At 68.2% G+C, this 16263-nt stretch carries 15 protein-coding genes; 2 read left to right on the top strand and 13 right to left on the bottom strand.

Translation table 11 applies throughout. The features are described 5' to 3' along the window. Positions 1 to 136 precede the first annotated feature (136 nt). Both AC3EC3_RS00825 and AC3EC3_RS00820 read left to right on the top strand, forming a co-directional pair. Positions 137 to 1072, top strand: coding sequence for a LysR family transcriptional regulator (locus AC3EC3_RS00825; protein WP_260927024.1), 936 nt, complete (start codon positions 137 to 139; stop codon positions 1070 to 1072). 80 nt (positions 1073 to 1152) lie between these two features. After that, complete coding sequence (locus AC3EC3_RS00820) at positions 1153 to 1683, top strand: phosphoribosyltransferase (RefSeq protein ID WP_488487845.1); 531 nt, start codon at positions 1153 to 1155, stop codon at positions 1681 to 1683. Between the two features lie 3 nt (positions 1684 to 1686). On the opposite strand, the gene AC3EC3_RS00815 is transcribed toward AC3EC3_RS00820, so the two are convergent. Genes AC3EC3_RS00815 through AC3EC3_RS00755 form a run of 13 tightly spaced genes read right to left on the bottom strand, consistent with a single transcriptional unit; the run spans position 1687 to position 16255 of the window. Then, a complete protein-coding gene (locus AC3EC3_RS00815; protein WP_488487844.1) occupies positions 1687 to 2733 on the bottom strand; it encodes an adenosine deaminase in 1047 nt (348 codons plus the stop codon). A gap of 18 nt (positions 2734 to 2751) precedes the next feature. Then, entirely contained in the window at positions 2752 to 4035 is a 1284-nt protein-coding gene (gene guaD, locus AC3EC3_RS00810) for a guanine deaminase (protein WP_488487843.1), read from the bottom strand. Then, entirely contained in the window at positions 4032 to 4967 is a 936-nt protein-coding gene (xdhC, locus tag AC3EC3_RS00805) for a xanthine dehydrogenase accessory protein XdhC (RefSeq protein ID WP_488487842.1), read from the bottom strand. The genes guaD and xdhC overlap by 4 nt, the downstream gene beginning before the upstream one ends. Continuing rightward, positions 4961 to 7270, bottom strand: a complete 2310-nt coding sequence (gene xdhB / locus AC3EC3_RS00800) for a xanthine dehydrogenase molybdopterin binding subunit (RefSeq protein ID WP_488487841.1) — start codon at positions 7268 to 7270, stop codon at positions 4961 to 4963. The genes xdhC and xdhB overlap by 7 nt, the downstream gene beginning before the upstream one ends. After that, a complete protein-coding gene (gene xdhA / locus AC3EC3_RS00795) occupies positions 7263 to 8708 on the bottom strand; it encodes a xanthine dehydrogenase small subunit (protein WP_488487840.1) in 1446 nt (481 codons plus the stop codon). The genes xdhB and xdhA overlap by 8 nt, the downstream gene beginning before the upstream one ends. Before the next feature lies 1 nt (position 8709). Beyond that, on the bottom strand, positions 8710 to 9042 hold the full coding sequence (uraH, locus tag AC3EC3_RS00790; RefSeq protein ID WP_488487839.1) for a hydroxyisourate hydrolase: 333 nt from the start codon (positions 9040 to 9042) through the stop codon (positions 8710 to 8712). Beyond that, entirely contained in the window at positions 9039 to 10490 is a 1452-nt protein-coding gene (locus AC3EC3_RS00785; RefSeq protein ID WP_488487838.1) for an FAD/NAD(P)-binding protein, read from the bottom strand. Before AC3EC3_RS00785 ends, uraH begins: the two co-directional genes overlap by 4 nt. Further along, on the bottom strand, positions 10487 to 10939 hold the full coding sequence (uraD, locus tag AC3EC3_RS00780; RefSeq protein ID WP_488487837.1) for a 2-oxo-4-hydroxy-4-carboxy-5-ureidoimidazoline decarboxylase: 453 nt from the start codon (positions 10937 to 10939) through the stop codon (positions 10487 to 10489). The genes AC3EC3_RS00785 and uraD overlap by 4 nt, the downstream gene beginning before the upstream one ends. Continuing rightward, positions 10939 to 11319, bottom strand: coding sequence for an oxalurate catabolism protein HpxZ (gene hpxZ, locus AC3EC3_RS00775; protein ID WP_488487836.1), 381 nt, complete (start codon positions 11317 to 11319; stop codon positions 10939 to 10941). Before hpxZ ends, uraD begins: the two co-directional genes overlap by 1 nt. Then, positions 11316 to 12197 (bottom strand): allantoinase PuuE, encoded by an 882-nt coding sequence (gene puuE, locus AC3EC3_RS00770; RefSeq protein ID WP_488487835.1) that lies wholly within the window; start codon positions 12195 to 12197, stop codon positions 11316 to 11318. Before puuE ends, hpxZ begins: the two co-directional genes overlap by 4 nt. Further along, complete coding sequence (locus AC3EC3_RS00765) at positions 12197 to 13441, bottom strand: pyridoxal-phosphate-dependent aminotransferase family protein (protein WP_488489162.1); 1245 nt, start codon at positions 13439 to 13441, stop codon at positions 12197 to 12199. The genes puuE and AC3EC3_RS00765 overlap by 1 nt, the downstream gene beginning before the upstream one ends. Next, entirely contained in the window at positions 13434 to 14678 is a 1245-nt protein-coding gene (locus tag AC3EC3_RS00760; protein ID WP_488487834.1) for an allantoate amidohydrolase, read from the bottom strand. The genes AC3EC3_RS00765 and AC3EC3_RS00760 overlap by 8 nt, the downstream gene beginning before the upstream one ends. Continuing rightward, positions 14672 to 16255, bottom strand: a complete 1584-nt coding sequence (locus AC3EC3_RS00755) for a gamma-glutamyltransferase family protein (RefSeq protein ID WP_488487833.1) — start codon at positions 16253 to 16255, stop codon at positions 14672 to 14674. Before AC3EC3_RS00755 ends, AC3EC3_RS00760 begins: the two co-directional genes overlap by 7 nt. Positions 16256 to 16263: the final 8 nt, after the last annotated feature.

Raw genomic sequence — 16263 nt, 5'->3', positions numbered from 1 at the left:
GAGCGTCCTTTCGGAAACGGCTCTGCGCCAGACGGCCTTATTTTCATTCTGAAAACGGAGACTATGGGCTTGACTTGTTGCCCGCAAACGCAATGAATCCGACACATCATTGCAAAAATGAGAGCACCCTTCCCAGATGCCCGCGTTCTCGCGTTTCCTGCGTTATTTCATGGCAGTCGGCCGGCTCGGCTCGATCCGCAAGGCCGCCGACGAGCTGAACGTTTCGGCCTCGGCGATCGACCGGCAGATCCTCAACGTCGAGGCGCAGATCGGCATGCCGCTGTTCGAGCGCCTGCCCACGGGCCTCAGGCTGACGGCGGCGGGCGAGATCATGATGGCCGCGGGAGGGCGCTGGCAGAAGAACATGCTCGACGTGCGCGCCCAGATGGAAGACTTGCGCGGCCTCAAACGCGGCCATGTCGACATCGCGGTGATCGATGCCCTGACCAAGGGCGCGGTGCCCGCCGCAATCCAGTCGGTGCAGGATCGCTATCCCGGCATTACCCTGGGCGTAAAAGTGGCCGAGAACGACGGCGTGCGCCGCGCGGTTGCCAGCGGCGAGGTCGATTTCGGCATCCTGTTCGAGCCCGACAGCTACCGCGACCTGCAGGTGCGCGCCTTCGTGGAGATCGGCTTGGGCTTCGTGACCCTGCCCGATCATCCGCTGGCGGGCCGCGACGAGGCGCGTTTTTCGGCCTGCACCGGGATGCCGCTGGTCATGCCCGCCGCGCCGCTTGCCGTCAGCCAGCAGATCGCGGTGCTCGCGGGGGCGACCCGCGCCGAACTGGACCAGCGCGCCAGCTCGGACAATATCCAGATGCTGATCTCGATGATCCGGCAAGGCCTTGGCGTGGGCGTACTGACCTCGCTCGACGTCATGTCCGAAGTCCAGCGCGGCGAACTGGCGTTCACGCCCATCTCGGACCCGGTGCTGCGCCCGATGACGTTGGCGCTGTGTACCGCCAGCGCCCGCACGCCCTCGCACGCCGCCGCGATGGCGCTGGCCGAGATCGAGACCGGCTTTGCCCGCCTCGCCTATCCTGCCTCGCACCGTCCGATGGAAGCGGCCTGATGGAGCTGCGGATTGCCCCCAAGGCAGGCAGGCGGTAATCGAACCCTTCGACAGCACCCCATTGTACCGGATTCGCACGCATGACGCAGACCGCCGAGCCCCAGCTCCACTACATCGACTACGACAGCTTCCTCTCGCGTGTGCGCGAACTGTCCGCGCGGATCGCCGCCGACAGCTGGAAGCCCGACTTCGTGATCGGCGTGGGGCGCGGCGGGCTGGTTCCGGCGGTCTATATCTCGCACGGCCTCGAACTGCCGATGCTCTCGATCGACCATTCCGCCAAGGTTCCCGGCTTCGCCGACGAACTGCTGGGCAAGGTCGCGGGGATGAGCGGCGAAGGCAAGCGCCTGCTGTTCGTCGACGACATCAACGATTCGGGCGGCACCATCCTCTACATCCGCGAACTGCTGAGCGGCGCGGGCTGCAATGCCGACAACCTGCGCTTCGCGGTCGTGCTCAACAACACCCGCTCGCGCGCCACGGTGGACCTGTGGGGCGAGGAGATCGACCGCGACGAGGACAAGCGCTGGTTCGTGTTCCCCTGGGAATCGGTGGGCACCCGCAACGCCATCGTCGAAGAAGCCCGCTCGGTGCCCGAACGCCTGGGGTAAAACTCAGCTTTCCGACACAAATGCCTCGATGGCGGCGAGATGCTTCGCCACCGCCGCCTCGGGCAGGAACGATCCTGTAAACGAGTGGCGCGCGCAGGTCGCCAGCGCCTCACGCGAAAGGCCGCGTGCTGCCGCCACCGCACGATAGTTGTCCGCCACGTAACCGCCGAAATAGGCCGGATCGTCCGAATTGATCGTGGCTTTCAGGCCCAGCGCCAGCATCCGGTCCAGCGGGTGATCGGCAAGGTTATCGACCACGCACAGCTTGTAGTTCGACAGCGGGCATACCGTCAGCGTCATCTCCTCGGCCACCAGCCGCGCCACCAGCGCCTCGTCCTCCAGTGCGCGGTTGCCGTGATCGACCCGGTCGACACCGAGCAGGTCCAGCGCCTCGTGGACATAGGCCGGCGGCCCTTCCTCGCCCGCATGCGCGGTGATCTTCAGGCCCTTGGCTCGCGCGGCAGCGAACACGCGTTCGAACTTGGCAGGCGGATGGCCGACTTCGGAGGAATCGAGGCCCACTGCCGCAATCCTGTCCAACCACGGCTCGGCCATCGCCAGCGTCTCGAACGCCGCCTCTTCCGAGAGGTGGCGCAGGAACGAGAGGATCAGCGCCGATGTGATCCCGAAGCGCGCCTCGGCCTCGGCCATGGCGGAAAGCAACCCCTCGATCACGTCGGCGAAGGGCACGCCGCGATCGGTGTGGGTCTGCGGGTCGAACATCAGTTCGGCATGGCGCACGCCATCAGCATGGGCGCGCTCGAAATAGGCCATCGCCAGATCGTGGAAGTCCTGCCGCACCAAGAGCACCGAGGCACCGGCGTAATAGATGTCGAGGAAATCCTGCAGGTTGGAGAAGGCATAGGCTGCGCGCACGTCTTCCACGGAGGCATAGGGGATCGCCACAGAGTTGCGCTCGGCCAGCGCGAACATCAGTTCGGGCTCAAGGCTGCCTTCGATATGCAGGTGCAGTTCGGCCTTGGGCAGCCCCACGATGAAGGCGTCGAGATCGGCAGGAAGTGCGAAGGTCAATGGGGCGGTCATGGTCATGGATCGTTGCGTCTTTTGTCAGTGTCGCTGGTGGGCCAGCTGGCCCCTCAGGTAGGTACGGACGACCGTGCGGTCATCGCCCAGAATCTGCATGGCAAACAGCCGGTCCGCAAGGGGGGCGCCGTGCGTGCGCCGCGCCATCAGCGGCGTGGCGGCGGGATCGAGCACCACGAAGTCGGCCTCCTGCCCCTCGGCCAGCGCGCCCACGCGGTCGGCGATGCCCAGCAGCGAGGCACTGCCGGCCGTCGCCAGATGGAGCGCGTGGAACGGGTCCATCCGATCCTCGCGCGCCAGTGCCGCCTGATAGGCAAGGCCCGCCGTGTAAAGCAAGGAGAACGAAGTGCCCGCGCCGATATCGGTGCCAAGGCCAAGGCGAAACCCGTGCCTTGCCGCCTGTCCGAAGTCGAAATGCCCAGAGCCGAGGAACAGGTTGGAGCTGGGGCACACCGCGATCCCCGCGCCGCTGTCATGCAGGTGCCCGCAGGCGCGCTCCGACAGATGCACGCCATGCGCGAAGACCGAGCGCGGGCCGACCAGACCGAAGCGGTCGTAGACGTCGAGGTAGTCCGCCGCCTCGGGGAACCGCGCGGCGACAGCGGCGATCTCGTGGCGGTTCTCCGACAGGTGCGTGTGCAGCAGTACGTCGGGGTGCGCGGCCAGCAGCGCGCCCGTCTCGGCCAGTTGCGCATCGCTGCACGACAGCGCGAAGCGCGGCGTCACCGCATAACCCAGCCGTCCACGTCCGCGCCAGCGCCGGATCAGCGCCTCACTCTCCGCCCGTCCGCTGGCAGGGGTATCACGCAAGCCCTCAGGGCCGAGGTCCATCAGCACCTTGCCCGAAACGATCCGCATGTCGCGGGTCAGCGCCGCCTCGAACAAGGCATCGACCGAGCCTTCGTGGACGGTCGGGAACACCAGCGCGCTGGTCGTGCCGTTGCGCAGCAGCTCGCCCAGAAAGAACGCCGCCACCGCATCGGCATGGGCGCGCTCGGCAAAGGCTTTCTCTGCCGGGAAGATATGCCGGTCGAGCCAGTCGAGCAATTGCTCGCCATGCGAGGCGATACGGTCGGTCTGCGGGTAGTGGACATGCGCATCGACCATGCCGGGGATGACGAGGCCGGGGAGCACTTCGACCGGCACCTCGGCAAAGCGCGGTGCGAGATCGGCATAGGCACCGCGCGCGACGACGAGGCCGTTCTCCACCACCAGCAACCCGTCGGGATCGTGACGCACCACCTCCGGGTTGTCGCGCGGATCATGGGGAACGGACAGCAGTTCGCCGCGAAAGGCCTTCAAAGTCATCGGTTTCTCAATTGCAGCAGTTGCGCGACCACCGAGATCGCGATCACGTCCGGCTCCTTGCCAACGATCCCCGGCAGGCCGATGGGCGCAGTGAGGCGCGCCAGCGCCGCTTCGGAAACGCCATCGGCCAGCAGGCGCGAGCGGAAGCGCGCGATCTTGGTCGACGATCCGATCAGGCCAACGAAGGCCAGCGGATCGCGACGGAGTGCCGCCACCGTCAGGTGATAGTCGAGCGGGTGATCGTGCGTCAGGATCGCCACCGCCGCCTCGGCAGGCGCCTCGGCCACGCACTGCGCAATCTCCTCCACCGGCAACACCGTCACCCCGTCGAGATGAGCCTGTTCCGGACGGGTATCGAACCACGCCAGCTGAATCGGCAGGCCGGTGAGGTGTCGCGCGATCGCCTGCCCGACATGCCCTGCACCGAACAGGTAGAACGGACGCGGGCGCTCACCCACCAGTTCGACGATCCGGGTGCCGACGCCGGGACGCTCACCCCGCGCGGACTGGTGCGTCGCACGCTCACGCTTGAAGGCGCCGCGCTCGATGCGATCCTCGTAAAGCTGCGTCACCAGCAACGCGCCCGCCTCCGCATCCTGCACCCAGTCGAGCGCCGCGGGATCGAGATGTTCGACCAGCAGCCGCACCCGTCCGCCACAGCACTGGCCGAGCAGCGGGCCGAGCGGATAGTCCTGCACGCGCCATGTCCCCGGCGGCAGCGCCAGCAGCGCGCGGGCCTGCTCGATGGCGCGATATTCCAGCTGGCCTCCGCCGATGGTGCCTTCCTGCCCCTCGGCCGTGACCAGCATCCTCGTGCCGCCCCCGCGCGGCGCCGAACCTTCGCTGGCCCAGATCGAGACCATCGCCGTGGGCACGGCGACCGCCCCGGCGGCACGCAGGCGGTTGAGGCTGCCGATCAGCGAGGTCAGCATGGACCATGCTCCGCAATCGCGGCCAGAATACGCTCGGGCGTGGCCGGGGCATCGAGCGCAGGCACCTCGCGACGTGCCGGGTTCGTCGCCGCGACCGCTTCGGTCAGTGCCGAGAACACCGAGATCGCCAGCATGAAGGGTGGCTCGCCCACCGCCTTGGAGCGGTTGATCGTCGGCTCGACATTCTCGCCCTGCCACAGGTCGATACGAAAACGCCGCGCCCGGTCGGAGGCGGTGGGAATCTTGTACGTGGCGGGACTGTGCGTCAGCAGGTGGCCTTTGGCGTCAAACACCAGCTCTTCTGTCGTCAGCCAGCCCTGCCCCTGAATGAAGCCGCCCTCGATCTGGCCAAGGTCGATCACCGGGTTCAGCGACTTGCCGACATCGTGGAGAATATCGACCCCCAGCACCCGATGCTCACCCGTCAATGTGTCGATCACCACTTCGGACACCGCCGCGCCATAGGCGAAATAGTAGAACGGACGGCCCTTGTGCGCGGCGCGATCGTATTCGATGCCCGGCGTCGCGTAGAACCCGGTCGAGGAGAGCGAGACGCGCCCGACATGCGCCTTGCGGACCAGCGCGGCGAAGGACAGCACCTCACGGCCCGCTACCACGCCATCGGGCGTGAACAGCACATCGGACGGGGCGCAGCCGAAGGTGCGGGCGGCGAAATCGACCAGCCGCTCGCGGATCGCCGCCGCCGCATTGAACGCGGCCATGCCGTTGAGGTCGGCGCCGGAACTCGCCGCCGTCGCCGAGGTGTTGGGCACCTTGTCGGTGCGCGTCGCGGTGATCCGCACCTGCGAAAGCGGCACCGCGAAAACGTCCGCGACGATCTGCGCCACCTTGACGTAGACGCCCTGCCCCATCTCGGTGCCGCCGTGGTTCACCTGGATCGAGCCGTCGGCATAGACATGCACCAGCGCGCCCGCCTGATTGAGGTGCGTGGTGGTGAAGCTGATCCCGAACTTCACCGGCGTCAGCGCGATGCCCTTCTTCAGCACGGCGTTCGCCGCGTTAAACGCCTGCACGCCCGCCCGCCGCGCGTCGTAGTCCGAGGTCTGGCGAAGCTGTGCGATCAGCGCAGGCGCGATATTGTCGGCAATCGCCATCGCATAGGGCGTCACCTCGCGCCCCGGCCCGTAGAGATTGGCCAGCCGCACTTCGAGCGGATCGCACCCGAGCACCAGCGCGACATGATCGCAGATCCGCTCGATCGCCAGCATGCCCTGCGGGCCGCCAAAGCCCCGGAACGCGGTGGCCGAGACGGTGTGGGTCTTGAGGCGCTCCGAAATGATCTCCACGTCGGGCAGCCAGTAGCAGTTGTCGGCATGGAACATCGCGCGGTCATTGATCGCGGGCGAGAGATCGACCGTAGCCCCGCAGCGCGAGGCAAGCCGCAGCGAGAGCGCGAGCAGGTGGCCGTCGTCATCGAAGCCGACATCATAGGCGACCTCGAACTCGTGGCGCTTGCCGGTCATCACCATGTCGTCGTCGCGGTCGGCGCGGATCTTGGCGGGACGCCCGGTCTTGGCGGCGACCAGCGCGGCGGCTCCGGCATAGAGCGCGGCCTGCGTCTCCTTGCCGCCGAACGCGCCGCCCATGCGCCGCACTTCCACGGTCACATCGGCGGAGGACAGGTGCAGCATGTGCGCGACCAGATGCTGCACCTCGCTGGGGTGCTGGGTGGAGGAGACGACATGCATCTGCCCGTCCTCCCCCGGCATGGCGAGCGCGATCTGGCCTTCGAGATAGAAGTGATCCTGCCCGCCCATCGCGAAAGCGCCCGAGGCGCGGCGCGGAGCGGTCTCCAGTGCGGCAGCGGCATCGCCGCGCGCCATGCGCTGGGCCGGCTCGATCAGCGAGCCTGCGGCGCGCGCCTCGGCAATGGTGAGAAGCGGCGTCAGCACCTCGTATTCGACCTTGCCCAGACGCGCGGCACGGCGGGCGGCCTCGCGCGTGGTCGCAGCGACGAGGAACAGCGCCTGCCCGTGGCAGATCACCTCGCCATCGGCCAGGAGGCGATCATCGCCCGCGACCGGGCTGACATCGTTGATGCCGGGAATGTCGGCGGCGGTGTAGACCGCGACGACACCGGGCGCGGCGCGCACCTCGGCAAGGTCCATCGCCACAATCCGGGCGTGCGCCTCGCTGCTTTGCCCGAAGGCGAGATGCAGCATGTCGGCAGGTTCGGGCAGATCGTCGGCATAGCGCGCCGCGCCGGCGACATGGAGCCTTGCCGAATCGTGCGGGTGCGAGGGCTTGGCGAGCCCCTTCCAGGCGGGATCGCGCTCAGCCATGGGGGGCGCCCTCTTCGCATGGCTCGACATCCAGCACCGAGATCGCCTGTCCCTGTTCACGCAAGTACAGCCGTCGCAGGAGGTTTCCCGCTGCTGTAAGACGATAGGCTGCCGAGCCGCGCACATCGTCGAGCGGGGTGAAGTCCTCGTGCAGCGCCGCCGCGCCTGCCTCCATCGTCGCCATCGCGAAAGGCGCGCCGGTCAGCGCAGCCTCGCAGGCGCTCGCGCGCTTCGGGGTCGCCGCCATGCCACCGAACGCCACACGCGCGGCGGTGATCGTGCCCTCTCGCACCGTCAGCGCGATAGCGCCGCAGACCGCCGATATGTCGCTGTCGAACCGGCGCGAAAGCTTGGCGATGTGGATCACCGCATCAAGCGCGGGGTGCGGAATGAATACGCTCTCGACGAACTCACCCGGCGCGCGGTCCTGTTTTCCATAGCCGAGGAAATAGTCCTCTAGCGGGATCGTGCGCGTGCCCGACGCGCTGCCCAGCGTCAGCGTGGCGCCGAGCGCGATCAGCGCGGGCGGGCCGTCGCCGATGGGCGAGCCGTTGGCGATATTGCCGCCAATGGTCCCGGCACTGCGCACCTGCAATCCGGCAAAGCGCCGCCACAGCTCGCCAAGATCCGGGTGCAGGCGGGCGAGGGCGGGATGCGCCTCGGCATGGCGCACGGCGGCGCCCAGCGTGAGGCCCGCTTCAGTCTCGCTGATGGTGCGCAACTCGGCCACATCGCCCAGGAACACCAGCGTATCGAGATCGCGCAAGGCCTTGGTGACCCACAGCGCCACGTCGGTCGCGCCCGCGACGATCCGCGCCTCGGGATGCTCGGCCAGGATCGCGGCCAGCGCGGCACGGCTGCGCGGAGCGAACCATTGCCGTGTGCCTGCCTGCCCCGACGCACCTTCCTCACCCAGCTCGCGCAGCCTTGCGGCCAGCCCGGTATCATCCTGCGTCAGTTCCGACACTGCTTTGCCCGCCGCGAGGATCGGCCCATAGCCGGTGCAGCGGCACAGGTTGCCCGCCAGCCCGTCCGTCAGTGCCAGTTCGTGCCCCAGCGCGCCGATCGCGCGGCCTTGCAGCGCCATCACGAAGCCCGGCGTGCAGAAGCCGCACTGCGAAGACCCGTTCTCGGCCATCGCCACCTGCAAGGGATTGAGCACGGCATCGGGTTTCGACAGGCTTTCCACCGTCATCAGCGCCTTGCCGTCGAGCATCGGCAGGAACTGGATACAGGCGTTGACCGCGCGCCACTGTATCGCGTCGCCCTCTGCCGGTTCGCCGACCAGCACCGTGCAGGCCCCGCAATCGCCTTCTGCGCAGCCTTCCTTGGTGCCGGTGCGGCGCAGGCGGTAGCGCAGATGGTCGAGCAGCGTCGCGGTGGGATCGACCTCCTCGATCCGCACCTCTTCGCCGTCGAGAAGGAAGGCGATACTCACATCAGCTCCCGCGATAGGTCGAATAGGCGTAAGGGGAAACGAGCAGGGGGACGTGATAGTGCCCGCCCTCTTCCGAGACCCCGAAATCGATGTTCACCACATCGAGGAACGGCACTGCGGGCAGATCGACACCGCGCGCGCGGAAGTAGTCCGCCACGGCAAAGCCCAGTCGGTAGCGCCCCGGCGCGATAGCAGGCAGATCAGGGCAACGTCCGTCAGCATTGGTCTGCCCCATATGAAGCGGCGCGCCGTCCGCACTCTCCAGCCGGATCGCGACACCCTCGGCCGGGCCGCCGTGCATGGTGTCGAGAACGTGGGTGGAAAGACTGGTCATGCTGCGGCTCCCTCTACCGCAACGGGCCATTCGCCGAGGAACTCCACCTCGTCATAGGCGACGAATTCCTCGATCAGCGCCTCGCGGTCATCAAGAAACAGCTGATCGGCCACCGCCCGGATCAGGCGAGGCAGCGCGGTCTTCATCCCCGAGAGCGCCGAGGCGGAGAGACCAAGGCTGACGAGTGCGGAATAGTTGAACGCGAACAGGCCATGCAGGCGCGGGGCATCGGCGGCGTGGCGCGCGGTCAGTTCGAAGCCGGGGCCGAGATAGGGATGCGCGTCGATCAGCGGGTTCTCCTGCCCTGCGGGCGGCGTGTAGCGATCGCGCCAGCAGGCGACGGCATCGGCCACCTCGGCCAGTTCGGGACGCAGTTTCGGATCACTGACGAGGCCGGTGGAGAGCACCACGAAATCGAAGCGGTGCTGCCCCTGCGGCGTCGTCACCACGACTTCCTCATCCTCATAGGCCACGCTCAGCCACGGCGCGCCCAGATGCAGCGCAAAGCCCGGCCATGACGCGGCGCGCTGGAAGGTGTCGTTGGTCGGCGGCTGGTTATGGCCGAGGAAACTGCCGATCACCCGGTGCTTCTCGGCATCCGAGAGCGCGGGATAGCGCGCGGTGAAGCCCACCCGCTCCATGAAGCGGATCGGATTGACGCGCGGCAGTGCCTTGCGCCGCATGAACACCTCGACCGCGCCGACGCCCAGCGAAAGCGCCATGTTGGCATTGTCGAACGCCGAGGCGCCGCCACCTAGCAGGCCGATGCGCTTGCCCGCCATCGCCGCGAAATCGATCGGCTCGCTGGTGTGCGCATAGACCTTGCGCGGCAGGCCCTCGCGGATGAAGTCCGGCGTAAACCACTCCCCGCCGCCCTGAATGCCGGTGGCAAGCACGACCTTGCGCGCCAGCAGCGGTGCGGCGCCCTCGATGTGCAGGCGGTGGAGGCCTTCGGCGGCCAGCGGCTCGATCCGCGACAGCTTGGTATCGTTGCGCACCGGCAGCGCCAGCACCCGGCGATACCAGCGCAGATAGTCCATCCAACGCCCGCGCGGTATCTTGTCGAGCACCTCCCACCCGTGCGCGCCGTGCTGCGCCTCGTACCAGGCCTGCACGGTCAGCGCGGGGACGCCGAAGTCCATCGGCGTCAAACCCTTGGGCGTGCGCAGCGTGACCATGCGGGCATAGGTCTCCCACGGCCCCTCGAAGCCCTCGGCGCCCTCGTCGATGACGAGGATGTTCGAGACCCGCTCACGCAGCAGGCCGAACGCGGCGGCAAGGCCGCTCTGCCCGCCGCCGACGATCACCACATCGTAGACGTGCCCTTCGGGATGTATGCGGGGCCGCGTCCAGTCCTCGCCGCCATGCCCGATCAAGGCAAGCTGGCGCGCGAGTTGCGCTTCGAGCGCGGGAAGCCCGATCGGGCCGCTGGCAGGGGTCTCGCTCATGGCATGTCCTCAAGACGCAGGCGCACGATCTTGCCGATCTCGTCGAGCGCAGTGGCGATCTCGGCCTCGCGGGTATGCGAAAGGCGCGCCTCCATCGCGGCGAGGATGCCCGCCTTGTCGGTCAGCCGCACGCAGATGATGAAAGGCATGTCGAAGCGCGCGCGATAGGCGGCGTTCAGCTCGTGAAAGCGCGCGAACTCGTCGGGCGTCAGCCGGTCGAGCCCGGCGCTGGCCTGCTCCGCCGCGCTGGCATCGGTGAGCGTCCTGTCCATCGCCGCCTTGCCCGCCAGCTCGGGATGCGCACGGATCAGCGCGAGTTGCTCGTCGGCGCTCGCCCCCTCGACCACCGCCATCAGGTCCGCCCAGCGGTCGCCCGAAGACGGCGCGGCATCGGCGCGCGCTTCCACCCACGGGCTGTGCTCGAACAGGGCGGCGTGCGACAGCGCCATCAGTGTGTGCTCCCCTCCAGGCTGACATGGGCCGAGACGACCTTCCAGCCTTCCGGAAACCTGACCCAGGTCTGCGTCTGGCGGCCGCGCTTCTCGCTGTTCTCGCGGAAGAATTCCGCATCCGCCGTCGCGCAAGCATCGCCGTAGACGACGATCGAGACCTTGCCGAGCTTGCGCTGCGGCGAGCCCCCGCGCCCCTTGCGGAACTCGCGGATCTCCTCGATGCCATAGAGCACTTCGCCCACGCCGTAGCGGTTGGTGGTCGGCGCCTCGTGGAACAGCGCATCCATCGCCGGGATGTCGTCCTCCATCAGCGCCCGCTCGTATTCCATGAAGGCGGCGGTGACTTCTGCGAGAAGAACGGGATCGTTGATGGTCATGCCGGGTGTACCTCCATCCAGTGGCGGGCGATGTCGATGCGGCGGGCGACCCACGCCTCACCGCTCTGCGTGACGTGATCGAGGAACCGCGCAAGCGCACGGGCGCGCCCCGGTCGCCCGGCGATCCGCGCATGGAGGCCGACCGACATCATCCGCCCGCCCTCCTCGCAAAGCTGATCGAAGGTGTCGCGCAAGTAGCGGAAGAACTGCTCGCCCTCGGTAAAGCCGTTAAGCGCGACAATCTTCATGTCGTTGACGTCGAGCGTGTAGGGCACGACCAGTTGTGGTTGCCCATACCGCCGGTCCCAGTAGGGCAGATCGTCGGCATAGCTGTCGGCATCGTAGAGGAACCCGCCCTCTTCGGCGACGAGCCTTGCGGTGTTGGGCGAAGTACGCCCCTGATACCAGCCGAGCGGACGCGCGCCCGTCACCTTCTCGTGCAGGGCGATGGCGGCGGCGATATGCGCGCGCTCCTCGTCCTCGGGCACGTACTGATAGTCGATCCAGCGAAGGCCATGGCTGGCGATCTCCCAGTCCGCCGCCTGCATCGCCGCGACGGCTTCCGGGTTCATCGCCAGCGCCTTGGCGACGCCGAACACCGTCACCGGGAGGCTACGTTCGGTGAACAGGCGATGCAGGCGCCAGAACCCGGCGCGGCTGCCGTATTCGTAGAGGCTCTCCATCGCCATCGCCCGGTCGGGGTGGCTGGGCGCGCCGACCATCTCGGACAGAAACGCCTCGGAGCCCTTGTCGCCGTTGAGGACGGAGTTCTCGGCGCCCTCCTCGTAATTGACGACGAACTGCACCGCCACCCGCGCACCGTTCGGCCAGCGCGGATCGGGCGGCGTCTGGCCATAGCCGACAAGATCGCGCTCCATCACGCGACCTGATCCCAGGCGGCGATGGCGGCAGGCACCGCCTCGCCCAGCGGCACGGTCACGCCGTTCATCGTCAGGCACGCCTCCAGCGCGGCGAGCGTTGCCAGTCCCTTGTGGCGCATCGCGTTGTAGCCCATCGCGCCGATCCGCCAGATCTTGCCCTGCAACGGCCCGAATGCGGTGCCGATCTCGATCTCGAACAGCTCGCGCATGGCGCGGCGCACCGCCTCGCCGTCAAGCCCTTCAGGGATATGAACACCAGTGACGTTGGTCATGCGCGTGGCATCGGTGCCGAACACGGTCAGGCCCATCGCGCGCAGGCCAGCGGTCATCGCCCGGCCCGCGCTGGCATGGCGGGCATAGCGCGCCGCCAGCCCCTCGCCCAGCGCAACGCGGGCACATTCGCGCGCGGCATAGAGCATCGAGGTCGCCTCGGTGTGGTGATTGAGGCGCTTTTCGGACCAGTAGTCCATGATCATCGCGAGGTCGAAATAGTTCGAGCCGATGCGCGGCCCCTGCCCGTCGGCAAGGCCCGGCATGCGGATGCCCGCCTCGACATGGCGGCGCGCGAAGATGCGCTCTGCCGCCGCATCCGAAATCGTGATCGGCGCCGAGCCCGACGGGCCGCCGAGGCACTTCTGCAGGCCCCCGGTGACGACATCGACATCCCAGCGGTCCGCCGCCAGTTCCATGCCGCCGATCGTCGCCGTCGCATCGACATAGCTCAGCGCGCCCGCCGCGCGGCACAGCGCGCCGAAGCCTTCGAGCGGCTGCGCCATCGTGGTCGAGGTATCGCCGTGGATCGTCGCCACCAGATGCGGCGCGGTACGGTGGATCGCTTCGGCGATGGCGTCCATCGGCACCGTCTCGCCCCACGGCGCTTCAACGGTCTCGATCCGCGCGCCGATGCGCTGGAGAATCTCGGTCAGCAGCAGGCCGAAGCGCCCGAAGTTGACCACCAGCACGGTATCGCCCGGCGCGACGAGGCTGACGAGCGCCGCCTCGATCCCGGCGCGCGCGGTGCCGTCAACCAGCATCGTCCAGCGGTTCTGTGTCCCGAATATCGGGCGGTAGAGCGCCATGACCTGCTCCATGTAGCCGGTCATCTCGGGATCGAACTGGCCCAGCAGGTCCGCGCTCATCGCGCGCAGCACCCGCGGGTGGGCGTTGACCGGGCCGGGGCCCATCAGCAGGCGCTGGGGCGGGTCGATCTCGCCGAAGAGCATGGGGTCCAGATCAGGCATCATACGTCGCTCCAAGGCGGTCGATAAAACCGAGCATGACCTGAAGCGCGATATCCGCATCGGCAGGCTCGACATGTTCTGCCGGGTTATGGCTCACCCCGCCCCGGCAACGCACGAACAGCATCGCGGTGGGGCACAGCGCCGCCATGTTCATGGCATCGTGGCCCGCGCCCGAAACAAGCCGGAACACCGGCTGCCCGGCATCGGCCAGCGCCGCATCCATCAGGTCCATCAGCGCCGGGTCGCAAGGACTGGGTGCAAGGTCGTGGATCAGCGAAACGTCGAGGGTCAGGCCGCGATCCGACGCGACCTGCTCGAACGCGGTCAGGATATCGAGCGCTGCCCGGTCGCGCCGCGCCCCATCCCCCGAACGCACGTCGAGCGTGAAGCGCACCTCGCCTGCGATCACGTTGGCCGCGCCCGGCAGCGTCTCCAGCTTGCCCACCGTCGCGACAAGATCGGAAGCATCGGCGCGGGCGATCCGCTCGGCGGCGAGCACCATCTCGGCAGCCCCCGCCATGGCATCGCGGCGCAACGGCATCGCGGTGGTGCCCGCGTGCCCGGCCATGCCCTTTACGCTCAAGCCATAGCGCAATTGCGCGGCGATCCCGGTGACAGTGCCCACGGCAAGCCCCGCCGCCTCCAGCACCGGACCCTGTTCGATATGCGTTTCAAGATAGGCGAAAATCTCGCGGGGCGAGCGCTTGGCCGAAAGGTAATCGATCAGATCGACGCCCGCCTCGGCCAGCGACACGCCCGCGCTGTCCGCCAGATCGAGCGCCTCTGGCTCCAGCGTGCCCGCCACCGCGCGGCTGGTGAGCATCGCGGCGGGAAAGCGCGAGCCTTCCTCGTCTCCGAAGGCATAGATCTCGATGGCGAAGGGCAGGCGCCGACCCTTGGCATACAGCGCCGCGACCGCCTCGATGCCGAGCATGATCCCGAGCGGCCCGTCGTAGGCCCCGCCGTCGCGCACCGAATCGAGGTGGCTGGCGATCATCAGCGCGGGCGCATCCGGCGTTGCGCCCTGATAACGGCCCACAAGGTTCGCCGCCGGATCGCGGCGCACGGTCATCCCCGCCTCGGCCATCCAGTCCGCAACAGTTCCTTGCGCGGCGGCATAGGCGGGCGTCAGGTAGGCGCGGAACAGCCCGCCCTCCATGTCCGAATAGGGCGTGACTTTCAGCGCATCGCAGCGCACGACGGCGCGGGCACCACCGGGAGGGAGCGCGTCTACCATCCCGCCGCCTCGCCATCGCTGCGCGGATCGGTCGCACCTTCGAAGCTGCCGTCCGGCAAACGCACGACCGCGCCAGCATGGCCCATCGTTGCGGTTAGGCCTCCCACGCGCTCGACATCGTGCCCGGCCTCGGCCAGCGCAGTGTAGAGCCCCTCGTCAAAGCCGTCCTCCAGCTTGAGCGAGGTCGTCACATCGCCCCAGGTCCGCCCCAGCAGCCAGCGCGGCGCCGAGATCGCTGCCTGAAGGTCGCTGCCGAAACGGGCATAACGGCTGAACAGCGCCGCCTGCGTCTGCGGCTGGCCCTCGCCGCCCATCGTGCCATAGGCCATGACGCGCCCGTCCTCGAACGTCGCCAGCGCCGGGTTGAGCGTGTGGAACGGCTTGCGTCCCGGCTTCAGCGCGTTCCAGCCGCTTTCCGCCAACCGGAACGAGGCGCCCCGGTTCTGCCAGGTGATCCCGGTGCGCGGCAGCACAAGGCCCGATCCGAACTCGAAATAGGTCGACTGGATGCACGAGACGACGCGCCCGTCTGCGTCGGCGGCGGCGAACCAGCAGGTGTCGCCCCACTGCGGCGGCTGCGGCCATGCCAGCGCGCGCGCCGGGGCGATCTTGGCCGCCATGGCATCGAGCGCCGCCGGATCGTCAAGCAGGCCCTGAAAGTCGAACGCGGTGTAATCGAGATCGCCGACATGCCGGTCGCGCAGCAGGAACGCCTGCTTGGTCGCCTCGACCAGACCGTGGACGTGATCGAAGCCATCGGGCGCTGCGGCCTGTAACCGGTCGAACAGCGCGAGGATCAGCAGCGAGGCAAACCCTTGCGTCGGCGGCGCGGTGTTCCACAGCCGCGCGCCCTTGATCCCCACTGACAGCGGCTCGGGCCGCGTCGCGCGATGCGCGGCAAGGTCGGCAGCGGAAACCGGAGAACCCAGCTCAGCCAGATCGGCAGCGATATCGGCGGCCAGCGGCCCGCGATAGAAACTGTCGAGGCCTTCTTCGCCCAGCCGCTGCAAGGTTTTCGCCAGCGCGGGCAGGCGCAGCGTGTCGCCTTCGCGAAGCGGTCGCCCCTCAGGCTCGAACGTCGCCGCATAGGCACCGGGCAGGCCCCGTAGTTCGCCGCCCTTGCCCTCGGCGATGCCCTGCGCCCCCGCCGTCACCGGCACGCCCGCTTCGGCATAGGCAATCGCATCGCGCAGCAGGCGAGCGAGCGGCAGGGCGCCGCCGCCCGTCTCCAGCGCCGCTTCCCATGCCGAGATCGTGCCCGCTACCGTGTTCGCCGCCAGCGGTCCCCGGAATGGCACGCTCTCCAGCCCGGCGTAGAGCGACAGGTCCGCGCGCGCCGCCGCGCCGCCGACGCCGTGGATCGCGTGAACTTTGCCATCCGGCTCACGGATCAGCCAGAAACCGTCGCCGCCGATTGCGGTCATATGCGGATAGACCACCGCCAGCGTCGCGGCCACGGCGACGCAGGCCTCGACCGCGTTGCCACCATCCGCCAGCACATCGCGCCCGGCTCTGGCGGCCAGTGCATGCGGCGCAGTGACGATGCCGTTAGCGGCGGTGACAGTGCTCAGGGTCATTGTCTTAT

Source organism: Novosphingobium sp. BAM6, assembly GCF_057784955.1.
The sequence above is the reverse complement of the archived record's forward strand: the minus strand, read 5'-3'. Positions and strand labels throughout refer to the sequence as shown.

Excerpts from the sequence above, each read along its gene's own strand:
- xdhB (WP_488487841.1), bottom strand. The coding sequence starts at position 7,270 with ATGGCTGAGCGCGATCCCGCCTGGAAGGGGCTCGCCAAGCCCTCGCAC.
- uraH (WP_488487839.1), bottom strand. The coding sequence starts at position 9,042 with ATGACCAGTCTTTCCACCCACGTTCTCGACACCATGCACGGCGGCCCG.
- hpxZ (WP_488487836.1), bottom strand. The coding sequence starts at position 11,319 with ATGACCATCAACGATCCCGTTCTTCTCGCAGAAGTCACCGCCGCCTTC.
- puuE (WP_488487835.1), bottom strand. The coding sequence starts at position 12,197 with ATGGAGCGCGATCTTGTCGGCTATGGCCAGACGCCGCCCGATCCGCGC.
- AC3EC3_RS00765 (WP_488489162.1), bottom strand. The coding sequence starts at position 13,441 with ATGCCTGATCTGGACCCCATGCTCTTCGGCGAGATCGACCCGCCCCAG.
- AC3EC3_RS00825 (WP_260927024.1), top strand. The coding sequence starts at position 137 with ATGCCCGCGTTCTCGCGTTTCCTGCGTTATTTCATGGCAGTCGGCCGG.
- AC3EC3_RS00760 (WP_488487834.1), bottom strand. The coding sequence starts at position 14,678 with ATGGTAGACGCGCTCCCTCCCGGTGGTGCCCGCGCCGTCGTGCGCTGC.
- AC3EC3_RS00815 (WP_488487844.1), bottom strand. The coding sequence starts at position 2,733 with ATGACCATGACCGCCCCATTGACCTTCGCACTTCCTGCCGATCTCGAC.
- xdhC (WP_488487842.1), bottom strand. The coding sequence starts at position 4,967 with ATGCTGACCTCGCTGATCGGCAGCCTCAACCGCCTGCGTGCCGCCGGG.
- AC3EC3_RS00785 (WP_488487838.1), bottom strand. The coding sequence starts at position 10,490 with ATGAGCGAGACCCCTGCCAGCGGCCCGATCGGGCTTCCCGCGCTCGAA.
- AC3EC3_RS00820 (WP_488487845.1), top strand. The coding sequence starts at position 1,153 with ATGACGCAGACCGCCGAGCCCCAGCTCCACTACATCGACTACGACAGC.
- guaD (WP_488487843.1), bottom strand. The coding sequence starts at position 4,035 with ATGACTTTGAAGGCCTTTCGCGGCGAACTGCTGTCCGTTCCCCATGAT.
- AC3EC3_RS00755 (WP_488487833.1), bottom strand. The coding sequence starts at position 16,255 with ATGACCCTGAGCACTGTCACCGCCGCTAACGGCATCGTCACTGCGCCG.
- uraD (WP_488487837.1), bottom strand. The coding sequence starts at position 10,939 with ATGGCGCTGTCGCACGCCGCCCTGTTCGAGCACAGCCCGTGGGTGGAA.